The organism is Streptomyces sp. NPDC048415 (genome assembly GCF_040651675.1).
Taxonomy (GTDB): Bacteria; Actinomycetota; Actinomycetes; order Streptomycetales; family Streptomycetaceae; genus Streptomyces.
This window is the reverse complement of sequence record NZ_JBEZKJ010000145.1, coordinates 1-14,746: the sequence shown is the minus strand read 5'-3', so window position 1 is coordinate 14,746 and position 14,746 is coordinate 1. Positions and strand designations below refer to the sequence as shown.

The 14,746-nt window shown below is 69.1% G+C and carries 12 protein-coding genes and 1 pseudogene; all 13 read left to right on the top strand.

From position 1 onward, the window contains the following. Window positions 1-378, top strand: a 378-nt coding sequence (locus tag AB0D27_RS42775) for a DNA-directed RNA polymerase subunit alpha C-terminal domain-containing protein (protein WP_308435782.1), incomplete at its 5' end; no start/stop codon positions are given. 115 nt (window positions 379-493) lie between these two features. Further along, the gene (rplQ, locus tag AB0D27_RS42770) at window positions 494-1,006 is read left to right on the top strand and encodes a 50S ribosomal protein L17 (protein ID WP_362520373.1); all 513 of its coding nucleotides are present in this window, start codon (window positions 494-496) and stop codon (window positions 1,004-1,006) included. 92 nt (window positions 1,007-1,098) lie between these two features. Beyond that, on the top strand, window positions 1,099-1,962 hold the full coding sequence (truA, locus tag AB0D27_RS42765; protein WP_362520372.1) for a tRNA pseudouridine(38-40) synthase TruA: 864 nt from the start codon (window positions 1,099-1,101) through the stop codon (window positions 1,960-1,962). A 442-nt stretch (window positions 1,963-2,404) separates the two neighbouring features. Then, window positions 2,405-3,817 (top strand): glycosyltransferase family 2 protein, encoded by a 1,413-nt coding sequence (locus tag AB0D27_RS42760; RefSeq protein ID WP_362520378.1) that lies wholly within the window; start codon window positions 2,405-2,407, stop codon window positions 3,815-3,817. Then, a complete protein-coding gene (locus tag AB0D27_RS42755) occupies window positions 3,817-4,827 on the top strand; it encodes a glycosyl hydrolase (protein ID WP_362520369.1) in 1,011 nt (336 codons plus the stop codon). Before AB0D27_RS42760 ends, AB0D27_RS42755 begins: the two co-directional genes overlap by 1 nt. Beyond that, window positions 4,824-6,518 (top strand): glycosyltransferase family 39 protein, encoded by a 1,695-nt coding sequence (locus AB0D27_RS42750; RefSeq protein WP_362520366.1) that lies wholly within the window; start codon window positions 4,824-4,826, stop codon window positions 6,516-6,518. The genes AB0D27_RS42755 and AB0D27_RS42750 overlap by 4 nt, the downstream gene beginning before the upstream one ends. A gap of 49 nt (window positions 6,519-6,567) precedes the next feature. Continuing rightward, window positions 6,568-7,914, top strand: a complete 1,347-nt coding sequence (locus tag AB0D27_RS42745) for a UDP-glucose/GDP-mannose dehydrogenase family protein (RefSeq protein WP_362520363.1) — start codon at window positions 6,568-6,570, stop codon at window positions 7,912-7,914. After that, window positions 7,911-8,663 (top strand): polyprenol monophosphomannose synthase, encoded by a 753-nt coding sequence (locus AB0D27_RS42740; protein WP_362520361.1) that lies wholly within the window; start codon window positions 7,911-7,913, stop codon window positions 8,661-8,663. Before AB0D27_RS42745 ends, AB0D27_RS42740 begins: the two co-directional genes overlap by 4 nt. A 410-nt stretch (window positions 8,664-9,073) precedes the next feature. Then, window positions 9,074-10,489 (top strand): glycosyltransferase family 2 protein, encoded by a 1,416-nt coding sequence (locus tag AB0D27_RS42735; RefSeq protein WP_362520377.1) that lies wholly within the window; start codon window positions 9,074-9,076, stop codon window positions 10,487-10,489. After that, window positions 10,489-11,478 carry a glycosyl hydrolase gene (locus tag AB0D27_RS42730; protein ID WP_362520359.1) on the top strand — a complete coding sequence of 330 codons (990 nt, stop codon included), beginning with the start codon at window positions 10,489-10,491 and terminating at the stop codon, window positions 11,476-11,478. Before AB0D27_RS42735 ends, AB0D27_RS42730 begins: the two co-directional genes overlap by 1 nt. Then, window positions 11,475-13,088, top strand: a complete 1,614-nt coding sequence (locus tag AB0D27_RS42725; RefSeq protein ID WP_362520357.1) for a glycosyltransferase family 39 protein — start codon at window positions 11,475-11,477, stop codon at window positions 13,086-13,088. The genes AB0D27_RS42730 and AB0D27_RS42725 overlap by 4 nt, the downstream gene beginning before the upstream one ends. Then, entirely contained in the window at window positions 13,085-14,626 is a 1,542-nt protein-coding gene (locus AB0D27_RS42720) for a glycosyltransferase family 39 protein (RefSeq protein WP_362520354.1), read from the top strand. The genes AB0D27_RS42725 and AB0D27_RS42720 overlap by 4 nt, the downstream gene beginning before the upstream one ends. A gap of 37 nt (window positions 14,627-14,663) precedes the next feature. Further along, window positions 14,664-14,746: pseudogene (locus AB0D27_RS42715) on the top strand (lysoplasmalogenase); the annotation flags it as partial.

Below are 14,746 nucleotides of genomic sequence, written 5' to 3'. Positions count from 1 at the left end.
GTCGAGCTGTTCGGTCTGGCCCGCGAGCTCAACATCGACGCCGAGGGCATCGACATGGGCCCGTCCCCCACGGACGCCGCCCTCGCCGCCGACCTCGCGCTGCCGATCGAGGAGCTGGAGCTCACGGTCCGCTCCTACAACTGCCTCAAGCGCGAGGGCATCCACTCCGTGGGTGAGCTCGTCGCCCGCTCCGAGGCCGACCTGCTGGACATTCGCAACTTCGGTGCGAAGTCCATCGACGAGGTCAAGGCGAAGCTGGCCGGCATGGGCCTGGCCCTCAAGGACAGCCCGCCCGGATTCGACCCGACCGCCGCCGCCGACGCCTTCGGCGCCGACGACGACGCGGACGCGGGCTTCGTGGAGACCGAGCAGTACTGATCGGGAGCCATACTCCGGGACCCTTCGGGGTCCCGGATCTCCGACGGGCAGCCGCCCGCTCGGACACTGACTCCGGTACCTGATACGGCCGGGGCAGACACCTAGGAGAAACACCATGCCGAAGCCCACCAAGGGTGCCCGTCTGGGCGGCAGCGCCGCGCACGAGAAGCTGCTCCTCGCGAACCTCGCGAAGTCGCTTTTCGAGCACGGCCGTATCACCACCACCGAGGCGAAGGCCCGCCGCCTGCGCCCGTACGCGGAGCGTCTGGTCACCAAGGCGAAGAAGGGTGACCTTCACAACCGCCGTCAGGTGCTCTCGGTGATCACGGACAAGAGCATCGTGCACACGCTCTTCACCGAGATCGGCCCGCGCTACGAGAACCGCCCGGGTGGTTACACCCGTATCACCAAGATCGGTAACCGCCGTGGCGACAACGCGCCCATGGCTGTCATCGAGCTGGTGGAGGCCCTGACCGTGGCCCAGCAGGCCACCGGTGAGGCCGAGGCGGCCACCAAGCGTGCCGCGAAGGACGCCGACGTCAAGGCTGAGGCTCCCGCCGAGGTCGTCGAGGACACCAAGGTCGAGGACGCCGCTGAGGCTCCCGCCGAGGAGTCCAAGGACGCCTGAGGCACTGCCTTGCTGTGAAGCGGGTCCGTCCCTTCGGGGGCGGGCCCGCTTTCGCGTATCTGACGTCGTTGCGGTGCTGAGAGGATCTAGGTGTGAGTGACGAGGTACAACCCGGTTTCGTACGGGTGCGGCTGGACTTGTCCTACGACGGGAGCGAGTTCTCCGGATGGGCCAAGCAGGCCGGGGGACGGCGGACCGTGCAGGGGGAGATCGAGGACGCCCTGCGTACCGTGACACGGTCCAGTCAGGCGTACGAGCTGACCGTGGCCGGGCGGACCGACGCGGGCGTGCACGCCAGGGGTCAGGTCGCCCATGTCGATCTGCCCAGGGAGGTCTGGGGCGAGCACCACGGCAAGCTGCTCAAACGCCTGGCCGGGCGGCTGCCCAAGGACGTACGGGTGTGGGCCCTCAGGGAGGCGCCCAGCGGCTTCAACGCCCGCTTTTCCGCCGTGTGGCGCCGGTATGCCTACCGCGTCACCGACAACCCCGGCGGAGTCGACCCTCTCCTGCGCAGCCACGTCCTCTGGCACGACTGGCCCCTGGACGTCGAGGCCATGAACGAGGCGGCCGCGAGCCTGCTCGGCGAGCACGACTTCGCCGCCTACTGCAAGAAGCGCGAGGGCGCGACCACCATTCGCACGCTCCAGGAGCTGAGCCTCGTGCGCGGTGACGACGGGATCATCACCGCGACCGTGCGCGCCGACGCCTTCTGCCACAACATGGTGCGGTCGCTGATCGGGGCGCTGCTGTTCGTGGGCGACGGGCACCGCGGGCCCGAGTGGCCCGGCAAGGTGCTCGCGGTCGGCGTACGGGATTCGGCTGTTCATGTCGTACGGCCGCACGGGCTGACGCTCGAAGAAGTGGGGTATCCGGCGGACGAGTTGCTTGCCGCTCGGAACAAGGAGGCGCGCAACAGGCGGACGTTGCCCGGAGCGTCCGGTGCGGGCTGCTGCTGACGCTGTTGCGTCGTCCACTCTGGGGCGATCGGTGCCCTATGTGACGTGCGGAAATGCGCGTGTAACCAGGATGTTGCTTGCTTATATGGGTCATCTGGCGTGATTTCCGACTTAGTACGCAGGTTACATCTTACGAAACGCTTACCTCCCGGTTATGCTTTCGCGGCCCGGCCAATAGTTCGAAATGGGGTGGCCGGGCGAGGGTGGGGATCATCGGGCCGTTCAGGGCCCGGGGGTAGGTTTTTTCATGAGTTCAGTTGGTCCTGCCCGCACGGGCGGGCGCCGCGCCGCGCGGCAAACCGGACGGCGAAGGGCGGGGCGGGGAGGCCAGGTCTCCCTGGGACTGCTGCCGCTGCCGCCCACGGAGTCCGAGAAGTACTCGTACGCGAAGCGGCATCTGTGGATTCTGACGATCAGTTCGCTGATCAGCTTCTGCTGTCTGATCGTGAGCCAGTTCAAGCTGGCACAGTCCACACCGGTGCTGTGGATCTACACACCGCTGCTTGTCTTCACGGTGATCTACTACTTGATCTCGTTGCGGGTGAACGGGTTCACGCGGGACTTCGACATCAAGCATCACCGGCGTCTGGTGGCGAACTGGCGGCCCGAGGTCTACCCCTCGGTCGACGTCTTCCTGCCGGTGTGCGGCGAGCCCATCGAGGTGCTGCACAACACCTGGTCCCATGTGCGGGCGATGGCCGACCGCTATCCGGGCGTGTGTGTGCCCTTCGTGCTCGACGACGGGGCGAGCTCCGAACTCGAGGCGATGGCTTATGACTTCGGGTTCCGTTACGGCACCCGTGAGAACCGCGGCTGGTTCAAGAAGGCGGGCAATCTGCACTTCGGGTTCGGACAGTCGGACGGTGAGTTCATCCTCATCCTCGACGCCGACTTCACTCCGCGCGCCGATCTGCTCGAAGAGCTGCTGCCGTACATGGCCGAGAACCCCCGCGTGGGGATCGTCCAGTCCCCGCAGTACTTCCGCGTCCTGGACTCGCAGAACTGGATCGAGCGCGGCGCGGGCGCCGTGCAGGAGCTGTTCTACCGCTCCGTGCAGGTGTCCCGGCAGGGCAGCGACGGTGCGATCTGCGTCGGCTCCTGCGCCATCTACCGGCGGGCCGCCCTGGACACCAACGGCGGTACGACGCTGATCGAGCATTCCGAGGACGTCCATACGGGCTTCGATCTGCGCGAGCTCGGCTGGGACCTGCGCTATGTGCCGGTCGCCGTGTCCACCGGTGTGTGCCCGGACAGCGCGGGCGCCTTCTTCAACCAGCAGTACCGCTGGTGCTCGGGCTCGATGAGCCTGCTCGGCAGCAAGAAGTTCTGGCAGCGCAAGATCAAGCTGTCCAGCCGCCTGTGCTACATGTCGGGCTTCTTCTACTACATCCACACGGCGCTGTTCACCTTCGCGGCGCCGGTGATCCCGATCGTGCTGCTGCTGATGATGCCGGAGAAGCTCAAGGTCGAGCATCTGCTCCTGGTGGTGCCCAGCATCGTCTACACCACGATCATCTTCCCGATGTGGCACAAGGCGCCGTACCGGCTCGAGGCCTGGGCTGCCCGCATGATGTACGGCTGGGCCCATGTCTTCGCGATCTGGGACATCCTCCGCAAGAACCGTATGGGCTGGCAGCCGACCGGCTCCTCCGGCGCGAAGAAGAACAAGACCCGGCGCTTCTGGATCGGTATGTGGGTGTGGAGCGGCGGTACGGCCCTGATCTGGGTGGGCGCCTCGGTGTGGCGGCTGTTCACCATGAACGCCCCCGACTTCGCGCTGATCCTGTCCTCCGGACTCTTCTACGCCCTCACCGTGGGCCGGGTCCTGGTCCAGCCCCGGGCGGAGGCGGCCTGATGATCCGCACCCGCGCGCGAGCCGCCGTGCTCGCGCTCTGCGCGCTGCTCGTGCTCAGCGGCTGCTCACTGCTCGGCGACGACTCCAGCGGTACGCCGGCCTCCTCGGGGGGCAAGAAGGGCGAGCCGTCGGCGAGCGCCGCGTCGGACGTTCCGTATGACGTCGTCCCGCTGCTCAAGCCGGCGAAGAAGTACTACGGAGCCGCCGTCGAGGGCGCGCCGACGTCGATGAAGAACGTCGACGGGTACACGGCGATGACCGGCAAGCAGCCCAACCTGATCGAGTACTACGCCGGCTGGGGCGACGGTTTCGACGCCCGCGGAGTCCGCAACGCCTGGGGCGAGGGCGCCCTGACGCTGATGTCCTGGGAGCCCTTCGACGTCTCCTTCACCGACATCGCGGCCGGCAAGTCGGACGCGTACCTCAGGAAGTACGCCACGGCGGTCCGGAAACTGAACCTGCCCGTCGTGATCGACTTCGCCGACGAGATGAACGGCCACTGGGAGAAGTGGGGCACCCAGAACGTCACCCCCCACCAGTACGTGGCCGCCTGGCGGCACATCCACGACACGTTCATCGACGCCGGGGCCTCCAACGTGATCTGGGCCTGGGCGCCCAACATCATCAACCCGGTCAAGAGCGTCAAGCTGAAGCCGTACTACCCCGGTGACGGCTACGTGGACTGGGTCGGTCTCGTCGGGTACTTCACGACCGGCGAGGACAACGCCTTCGAGAGCGTCTTCGGTCCGAGCCGGGACCAGATCCGCACCTTCACCAAGAAGCCGATCCTGCTCCTGGAGACCGGGGCCATGCCCGGCGAGCGGCGCCGCGCCGACATCCGCAACCTCTTCGCGGGTGTTCAGGCGGACGACGACATGCTCGGCTTCATCTGGTTCAACCACCGCAAGCGTGCCGACTGGCGGCTGGAGGCGAGCCCGCTGGCCCTCAAGGAGTTCAAGCGCCTCGCCGCGGACGACCTCTTCGGCTTCGACGTACGGAAGTCGCGATGAACACCGGCCGCAACCAGAACCACTACACGCCCGAGCCCTACGACCCGTACGACCCGGTGTACGACGCCCACGGGGCGTACGCCCCGGGGATCCCCGACCAGCCCACCTACGCGCTGCGCACCATCGAGGAGCCGGTGCCCGCCGGACCGGCGTACACGATTCCCGAGACGCCGGACGCCGGATGGGACGACATGCCCAGTCGGCGGCGGGACTGGGTGAGCCGAGGGGTACTGCTCTGCGTCCTGGCGATCCAGGCCGTACTGTCGCTGCGGCTGTCCAACACCGCCTTCCAGGACGAGGCGCTGTATCTGGCGGCCGGGCACAACATCCTCGACCACCTGACACACGGCACGGCGCTGTACAGCGACTACGGGTCTTTCTTCTCCGGGTCGCCGATGCTGTACCCGGTGGCGGCGGCGTTCGTCGACGGATACGCCGGGCTGTCCGGGGCGCGGCTGCTCAGCCTGCTGTGCATGCTCGGCGCGACCAGCCTGCTGTACTCCTTCACCCGGCGCATGTTCAACGAGCGTGTCGCGCTGGTGGCCGCCGCCCTGTTCGCGGTCACCCAGCCGACCATCGTGCTGGGCTGGTTCGCCACGTACGACGCGCCGGCGATCTTCCTGCTCGCGCTGGCCGCCTGGATCGTCGTACGCACCAACCGGGCTCCCGCTCTCGCCGTGCTGCTCGCGGCGCCCGTGATGATGCTGGCCGTGGCGGTGAAGTACGCGTCCGCGCTGTACCTGCCCACCCTCGTGGTGCTGGCCGCGCTGACCGGCTGGCACTATCGCGGCTGGCGCTGCCTGCTGCGGGCGGCCCTGCTGGCCGCAGGCACCGGTGTGCTCGCCGGCGTCGGCCTGATGTACACCAACGTGCTCGAGGGCGTGCGGCAGACCACCACCAATCGCGCGCACGGCACCGAGGCCGCCGTGGACCTGCTGGAGAAGTCCGGCGAGTGGGCCGGACTGATGTTCGCCACGGCCTGCGCGGGCGCGTTCTTCTACGCGCGCCGGGGGCGGATGAACGAATCCCCGCGCTCGCACGGGCTGCACGGCCCGGGATGGCGCTGGCGCGCGCTGCTGGGACTGCTGCTGACCGGTACGGCCCTGTTGGCACCGGCGTACCAGATCCATCTGCAGACCTCCGTCTCCCTCTACAAGCACCTGGACTTCGGTCTGCTCTTCGCCGCCCCGATGGCGGGCATCGGCGTGATCCGGCTGGTCGGCAAGCACTTCCGCTATCCGCAGCTGGGGATCCTGATCTGGGTCGCCGCGCTGTGCCTGGGTGTCTCGCAGGCCCAGTGGCGTTTCGGCCTGTGGCCGGACTCGACGCCGCTCACCAAGGCGATCGAGCCGTACATGAAGCCCAAGGGCAGGTATCTGGGCGCCACATACGAGGTCCCCCTCTACTACCTGCGGGACAAGACGAACCACGCGCAGTGGACCTCGACGTACGGAATCGGGTACGCGGACAAGAAGGGCGTCGTCCACCACGGCAACGAGGGCTACCGACTCGCCCTGAAGGACGGCTATTTCGACCTCGTCGTCCTGGACGGCATGGCCACCCCCGAATTCGACAAGTACCTCGAGCGGCAGGTTCGCGCGAGCGGGCACTACCGCCTGGTCGGCGCCATCCCGTTCAAGCTCAGTTCGGGCGGCACGGGCACGTACAAGATCTGGACGAAGACGTCCTGAGCGTTCACCTCTCTCTTTGTTGCTGATTTCCCGTAGGAAGGCCGTGCTCATGCGGCTCACAGTCATCGGCACCGGCTATCTCGGTGCCACCCACGCCGCCTGTATGGCGGAACTCGGGCACGAGGTGCTCGGTGTCGATGTGGATCCCGACAAGGTGGCCGCGCTGGCCGCCGGGCGGTTGCCGTTCCACGAGCCGGGGCTCGGGGAGCTGGTGCGCGCGCATCTCGCCTCCGGGCGACTGCGGTTCACCACCTCCTACGAGGAGGCGGCGGCGTTCGGGCAGGTGCACTTCGTGTGCGTCGGGACGCCGCAGCGAGGTGACTCCGAGGGCGCCGACCTCACGTACGTCGACGCGGCCTTCGCGGCGATCGCCGCGCACGCGTCGCCGGACGCGCTGCTGGTCGGCAAGTCGACCGTGCCGGTGGGGACGGCGCGCCGGCTCGCGGACGCACACGACGCCGAGGTCGCCTGGAACCCGGAGTTCCTGCGCGAGGGCTTCGCCGTCGCGGACACCCTGCGGCCCGACCGGCTGGTGTTCGGCGTCGAGTCCGTGCGCGCCGAAACGATCCTGCGCGAGGTGTACGCCCCGGTCCTCGCGGCCGAAACCCCGCTCGTCACCGCCGACTTCCCGACCGCCGAGCTGGTCAAGACGGCCGCCAACGCCTTCCTCGCCACCAAGATCTCGTTCATCAACGCGATGGCGGAGGTGTGCGAGGCGGCGGGCGGTGATGTCTCCGTACTGGCCGAGGCACTCGGGCACGACGACCGCATCGGCGGCAAGTTCCTGCGCGCCGGAGTCGGCTTCGGCGGCGGCTGCCTGCCCAAGGACATCCGTGCCTTCGCGCACCGGGCCGAGGAACTGGGAGTCTCTCTCGGCTTCCTGCGCGAGGTCGACGCGATCAACATGCGGCGCCGGGACCGGGTGGTGGAGCTGGCGCGCGAGCTGTGCGGGGATGGGGGTACCTCCGCTCGAGCGCAGTCGAGAGCGGGGGAGGTGCTGGGGGCACGGATCGCCGTCCTGGGCGCCGCCTTCAAGCCGGACTCGGACGACATCCGCGACTCGCCCGCGCTGAACGTGGCCGCACGGCTGCGGCTGGACGGCGCCGACGTCACGGTCTACGACCCGGAGGCGATGGACAACGCCCGCAAGGCGTATCCGCTCCTCGGGTACGCGGTCTCGGCCGAGGAGGCGCTCAGCGGCGCGGACCTCGTGCTGCATCTGACGGAGTGGCCGCAGTTCCGGGAGCTGGACCCGGGGCGGCTCGCGTCGCTGGTCTCCCGTCCGCGGATCGTGGACGGCAGGGGGGTGCTCGACGCGGACCGCTGGACCGCGGCGGGCTGGCAGTTCCGGGCGCTGGGACGGCCCGCGCCCGCTGGGGAGGGGAGAAGGGCATGACGTACGACATGGGGGCGGACGCGGCGGTCACCGTGGTGATGCCGACGTACAACGAGGCGGCGAATCTGTCCCGGATGGCCGAGGCGGTGCTCCAACTACCGCTCGCCGGGCTGCACTTGAAGATCGTGGACGACTCCAGTCCGGACGGCACCGGACGGATCGCCGAGGAGCTCGCCGAGAAGTACAACGCCGACGGGCGGCGTCGGATGAGCGTCCTGCACCGCAGCGAGAAGGACGGTCTGGGGCGGGCGTACACGGCAGGGATGAGCGCCGCGCTCGACGAGGGCGCCGCGTACGTCGTACAGATGGACGCCGACGGCAGCCACCCGGTGGAGGCGGTGCCGCGCATGCTCGGCACGGCCGTCGCCACCGGTGTCGGGCTCGTCATCGGCAGCCGGTACGTCGAGGGCGGCTCGCTCGACGAGGACTGGGGCGCGCACCGGGTGCTGCTCTCGCGCTTCGCGAACGGCTACGCGCGCGCCGTGCTCGGCACGAGGATCCGGGACATCACGGCCGGGTTCAACCTGTGGTCGGCCCAGGCCCTGCGCGAGGTGGACCTGGCCACGCTGGACAGCGCGGGCTACAGCTTCCAGGTCGAGCTGAAGTACAAGGCCGTACGCGCCGGACACAGCGCGGTGGAGATCCCGATCCGCTTCGAGGAGCGGACCGAGGGGGTCTCCAAGATGACGCTGCGGACGCAGCTGGAGTCGGCGGTGGTGCCGATCCGGCTGAGGCTGAAGCACAAGTAGGGCGAGGGCGGCGGCTGACCATGCGTCAGCCGCCGCACCGATCGCGTTCAACTTGTCATATAAACAACGATTATGTGGCGTTTCGGGTAAGCGTTCCATTATTTCGAGTTAAGAGTGGGTCTGTTCGACCGTGCCGCCGTGGCGGCCCGTGGACCCCGACCTAGATTTCCCGGCACATCGCCTCGTTCAGTGCGGGGCGGGTGGTCCGGGAGACCTGTATGAGTTCAGTTGAGGCCGCCCGTGTGGTGCGGCCCGGGACAAGACCGCAGCAGACCCTCCAAACCCCGTCGGGCCGTCAGGCGCCGCCGGGGCTGCTGCCCGTACCGCCGTCGGACAGCGAGAAGTACTCCTATGCCGAGCGGCGCCTGTGGGTGCTGACCCTCAGTTCGCTGGTCAGCATCGTCTGCCTGGTGGTGAGCCAGTTCCGGCTGGCCGCCTCCACACCGCTGTTGTGGCTGTTCGCCCCGTTCCTGGCGTTCACCGTGCTCTACTACCTGGTCTCGCTCCGGGTGAATCTGCTCAGTCGCGATTTCGACCTGCCTCAGCACCGAAGACTCGTGGGCGACTGGCGCCCCGACACCTACCCCTCGGTCGACGTCTTCCTGCCGGTGTGCGGTGAGCCGATCGAGGTGCTGCACAACACGTGGGCGCATGTGCGGGCGCTGGCGGACCACTATCCCGGCGTCTGCGAGCCATACGTCCTGGACGACTCGGCCAGCCCCGAACTGCGCGCCCTGGCCGCCGACTTCGGCTTCCGCTACGACACCCGTGACAACCGCGGCTGGTTCAAGAAGGCCGGCAATCTGCACTTCGGGTTCGACCGCACGGACGGCACGTACATCCTCATTCTCGACGCCGACTTCACGCCCCGCGCGGATCTGCTCCACGAGCTGCTCCCGTACATGGCGGCGGACGAGCGGCTCGCCATCGTCCAGTCGCCGCAGTACTTCCGGGTGCTCGACGCGCAGAACTGGATCGAACGCGGGGCCGGCGCCGTCCAGGAGCTGTTCTACCGGGCCGTACAGGTCTCCCGGCAGAGCCGCGACGCGGCGATCTGCGTCGGCAGCTGTGCCGTCTACCGGCGCGCGGCGCTTCTGGAGAACGGCGGCACCACCCTCATCGAGCACTCGGAGGATGTGCACACCGGCTTCGACCTGCGGCGTCTTGGCTGGGACCTGCGCTATGTGCCGGTCCCGCTGTCGGCCGGGGTGTGCCCCGACAACGCCGACGCCTTCTTCAACCAGCAGTACCGCTGGTGCGCGGGCTCCATGAGCCTGCTGGGCAGCGCGAAGTTCTGGCAGGCCAAGCTCAGGGTCTCCAGCAGGCTCTGCTATCTGTCCGGCTTCCTCTACTACATCCACACGGCCCTGTTCACCTTCGCCGCGCCCCTGGTCCCGATCGTGCTGCTCCTCGCCTTCCCGGACAAGCCCGCCGTCGAGAACCTCTGGCTGGTGCTGCCCAGCGTCCTCTACACCACGGTCGTGTTCCCGCTGTGGCACCGGGTTCCCTACCGCCTGGAGGCGTGGGCGGTCCGCATGATGTACGGCTGGGCGCACGTCTTCGCCATCTGGGACATCCTGCGCGGCCGACGCATGGGCTGGCAGGCCACCGGCTCCACAGCGGCCAAGCGCGGCGGCACGAAACGGCGCCGGATCGGCGTGTGGCTGTGGGGCGGTGGAACCGCGGTGCTCTGGGTGGGCGCCGCCGCCTGGCGCACGCTCACGCTCGACCCAGCCGACTTCGCCCTTCTGCTCTCCTCCGGACTCTTCTACGCCCTGATCGTCGGACGGGTCCTGCTGCAGCCTCGCCCGATTGGAGCCCACTGATGCGCTTGTCCCGAGCCACCGCCGCCCTGTTGGTACCGCTGACCGCCGTCGCGCTCGCGTTGACGGCATGCATCGCGGGCGCCGCCAGCACCCCGATGACCCGCCACTCGGCCGCGTCGGCGCCCCCACGGCCTTATGACGTACGTCCCTTGCTCCAGCCGCCGAAGAAGTACTTCGGTGTCTCCCGGGCCGAGGCCCCGAACTCCATGCAGCCGGTGTACGACTACGCGAAGATGGTCGGCAAGAAGCCGAATCTCATCGAGTACTACGCCGCCTGGGGCGACGGATTCGACGCCACGGGCGTACGCAACGCCTGGTCGGCCGGCGCGATGACCGTCGTGTCCTGGGAGCCGAGGAACATCTCGGTCACCGAAATCGCCAACGGCGCGTCCGACGACTACCTCAGGAAGTACGCGAAGGCGGCGCGCGCGCTGAACATTCCGTTCGTGATCAGCTTCGCGGACGAGATGAACGGCAACTGGGAGAATTGGGGAACCGCCAAGACCACGCCTGGGGAGTACGTCAGAGCCTGGCGGCACCTGCACGACATCTTCAAGAAAGCCGGCGCGACCAACGTGATCTGGGCGTGGTCGCCGAACATCATCCAACCGAGCACCCACAAGGACCTGCGCCCCTTCTACCCGGGGGACAGGTACGTCGACTGGGTCGGCGTGGTCGGGTACTTCATGGACTGGGACCCGCACACCTTCAAGGGCCTGTTCGGGCCGACCGTGGCCGAGGTACGCAGGTTCAGCCGCAAGCCGCTGCTCGTCCTGGAGACAGGTGCCATGCCCGGCAAGCACCGGGCGGGCGACGTGCGCGCTCTCTTCGACGGGGTCTCGGCCGACCGCGACATCGTCGGATTCGTCTGGTTCGACCACAAGGCGCGCGACGAGTGGCGGCTGTCGGCGAACCCGGAGGGCCTTGCCGAGTTCAAGCGCCTCGCCGCCAACCCTCTTTACGGCTTCGACGTGCGGAAGGTCAGATGACGTCCACAGAGCGGGGCGCGCAGGTGGTCCCCCCGGTTCCCTCCCAGGCGAGCGACCAGCAGGCCCCGCCCGCCCCGGCCTATCACGTCCCGGCGGTTGCGGAAGCGGCCTGGAGCATGGGGGGCTGCCGTCGCCGCACCTGGGTCAGCCGGGCGGTCCTCCTGGCCGTCCTGGTCTTCCAGGCGGCACTGTCGCTCCGGCTGCACAACACCGCCTACCAGGACGAGGCGGTCTACCTCAGCTCCGGCCATGTGCAGATCGCCCATCTGCTGCACGGCACACCCGTGCCGACGGACTACGCCAGCTACTTCTCGGGCTCCCCGCTCCTGTATCCGGTGCTGGCGGCGCTTGTCGACGCCCGGTTCGGACTGGAAGGGGTCCGCCTGCTGAGCCTGTTCTTCATGCTCGGCGCCAACACACTGCTCTACGCGATGACCCGGCGGCTGTTCAGCGAGCGGCCGGCACTCGCCGCTTCCGCGCTCTTCGCGGTGATCCCGTCCACGATCATCCTCGGCCACTTCGCCACCTACGACGCGGCGGCGGTCTTCCTGCTCGCCCTCGCGGCCTGGATCATCGTGCGGACCGACCGGGCACCCCTCGCGGCGGTGCTCCCCGCGGCGCCGGTCGCGGTCCTCGCGGTCGGCACCAAGTACGCCGCCGGGCTCTATCTGCCGACGCTGGTCGTGCTCGCCGCGCTTGTCGCCTGGCCGCACCGCGGCAGGTCGAGCATCGTCCGGGCCGCGCTGCTCGTGATCGGTGTGGCCCTTCCTCTCCTCGCCGGGCTCTACTTCAGCGACGTACTCGACGGTGTGCGCCTCACCACCACCGCCCGTGCGCACGGCCACGACGGCCCGCGGGAGCTGCTGTGGAAGACGGCAGTGTGGAGCGGTCTGATGTTCCTGACCGCGTGCGGCGGCGCCCTCGCGTACGCCCGCCGGGGCCGGCTGCACGAGTCGCCGACGACCGCGCGCCTCGGTGTCCCGGGCCGAACCTGGCGTGCCCTGCTCGGAGTGCTGCTGTGCGGCACCGCACTGCTGGCCCCGGCCTACCAGATCCACCTGGCCACCTCCGTCGCGCTCTACAAGCACATCGGATTCGGCCTGCTGTTCGCCGCGCCCATGGCCGGGGTCGGACTGACCCGGCTCGTGGGCGCGCACTTCCGGTTTCCCCAGCTCGCCTGTGTGCTGTGGGTCGCCACGCTCTGTGTGGGGGTCACCAAGTCGGCCGAGTGGTTCCACTCATGGCCCGACTCGAGCCGGCTCAACACGGTGCTCAGGCAGCACGTCATCCCGGGCGGCGGCCGCTACCTCGCCGAGAGCCGCAACACGCCGGTGTACTACCTGCGTGACATCACCGACCAGACCCATTGGTCGTCGCTCTATTACATGGCCTACACGGACGCCCATGGCACCGCGCACTACGGCAAGGACGGATATCGCAAAGCGCTCGCCGACGGCTGGTTCGACATGGTCGTGCTCGACGGGGTCGCCGTGCCGGAGTTGAACCCCGTCATCACCGAGGCCGTGCGAAGCAGCGGCAAGTACCGCCTGCTGGGCAGCGTGCCGTTCGGCGAGAACAATGGCCGCTTTCGGATCTGGGTGAAGCGATGACCTCCTCGGTGACCTCCTCGACCGCGGGCAGGGTCGTCCGCCCCTACCGTGCCGTCCGGACCCGAACCGCCGACAGCCCGGCGCCCAGCGGCCGGTGGATTCCGTTCCTCGTCTTCCTGCTGCCCACGGCCGTCGTGCTGGCCTGCGTCATGCCCGGCATCGGCCATCGCCAGCTGTGGCGCGACGAACACTGCACCTGGTGGGCGTCCTCGATCAGATATCCCGAGCTGGGCCTGCTGATCCAGCACATCGATGTGGTCTTCGCGCCGTTCTACGCCCTGATGCACGCCTGGGTCCTGCTCGCCGGCACCTCGCCGGCCGCCCTGCGGCTGCCCGAGGGGCTGGCCATGGCGGCGTCGGCCGGGCTGCTGGGACTCGTCGGACGGCAGATGTTCACCCCGCGCGCCGGTCTCCTCGCGGGCCTGCTGTTCGCGCTGGTGCCGACGGTCACGCGGTACGGGCAGGAGGCGCGGCCGTACGCCTTCGCGGTGTTCTTCTCCCTGCTCGCCACGCTCTTGCTGCTGCGTGCTCTGGAGCGGCCCACGCTCAAGCTCTGGACGCTGTACACGCTGGCGATCACCCTGACCGGGCTCAGCCACTTGGTGGCTCTCTGCGTGGTGGCGGCGCATGCCGTGGCGGTGCTGCGGGCCCGGCGCGGCGGCGACCACTTCGTGCACTGGGCGTTCGGCTGCGCCGTGGTGATGGGCACCTCCACGGTCGTCCCGATGATCGCCAAGGGTTCGGGGCAGGCCCGGCAGATCGCCTTGAACAACGCGACCTCGCGGGACCTGGTCACGTACCCGATGGAGCTGTTCGGGTCCTGGTTCGCCGGTGGCGTCGTGATGGGCCTCGGCGTTGTGGGGCTGCTGACGGCCGGGCGCAAGGTCGCCGCCGTGCCGGCGGTCTGGGCCGTGCTCCCGCCGGTCTTGACCTTCCTCACGTCCGACCGGCTCCATCTCTTCCTGCCCAGGTATCTGCTGTTCACCGTCCCGGCCTGGCTGCTGCTCGCGGCGGCCGGCGCGGACCGGTGCGCGGACGCGCTGACCCGTGCGGCGCGGACCGGCCGCCAAAGGCGGCTGGCGGGCGGGGCGCTGCTGACCGCCGCCGTGGCGGTGTTCGCCCTCCAGATGTGGCCCGCTGTCGCGACGGTCCGTCAGGACCTCCCGGACGAGCCCGACTTCGCGGCCGCGGGGCGCATCGTGACGGCCGGACAGCGCGCCGGCGACGGGATCCTCTACAACGGCACCTTCGAGGTGCGCAAGGCCATGGCGTACGAGCTGCGCGATCGCGCCCGGCCCGAGGACGTCATGATGAAGCTGACGCCCCAGCAGGCCGGCCTGTACTCGGCGCACGAGTGCGACGTGCCCGCCACCTGCCTCGCCGACCGTCGGCGCCTGTGGCTGGTGTCGACCGCGCTCGGCGACGCGCGCGCCGACATGAGACCGGGCACGGCCGCGGCGCTGGCCGGGTTCGAGGTGGTGCGCACCGAGCGGCTGCGCAACCTGACGGTGCAGCTGCTGCAGCGCCGCGGCGGCTGAGCCGTCGCCGCCGGGCCGCCGCCGCGGGAGGCGCTACCTCCTGTGGCCCGACCTCCCCGCCGGTCTCCGCATCCCCGTCGCGGGCTACAGCCTGCTGCTGACCGCGATGGCGTACGGGGC

Coding starts and splice junctions, on each gene's coding strand:
- rplQ (WP_362520373.1), top strand. CDS start 494: ATGCCGAAGCCCACCAAGGGTGCCCGTCTGGGCGGCAGCGCCGCGCAC.
- AB0D27_RS42755 (WP_362520369.1), top strand. CDS start 3,817: ATGATCCGCACCCGCGCGCGAGCCGCCGTGCTCGCGCTCTGCGCGCTG.
- AB0D27_RS42750 (WP_362520366.1), top strand. CDS start 4,824: ATGAACACCGGCCGCAACCAGAACCACTACACGCCCGAGCCCTACGAC.
- AB0D27_RS42745 (WP_362520363.1), top strand. CDS start 6,568: ATGCGGCTCACAGTCATCGGCACCGGCTATCTCGGTGCCACCCACGCC.
- AB0D27_RS42740 (WP_362520361.1), top strand. CDS start 7,911: ATGACGTACGACATGGGGGCGGACGCGGCGGTCACCGTGGTGATGCCG.
- AB0D27_RS42730 (WP_362520359.1), top strand. CDS start 10,489: ATGCGCTTGTCCCGAGCCACCGCCGCCCTGTTGGTACCGCTGACCGCC.
- AB0D27_RS42725 (WP_362520357.1), top strand. CDS start 11,475: ATGACGTCCACAGAGCGGGGCGCGCAGGTGGTCCCCCCGGTTCCCTCC.
- AB0D27_RS42720 (WP_362520354.1), top strand. CDS start 13,085: ATGACCTCCTCGGTGACCTCCTCGACCGCGGGCAGGGTCGTCCGCCCC.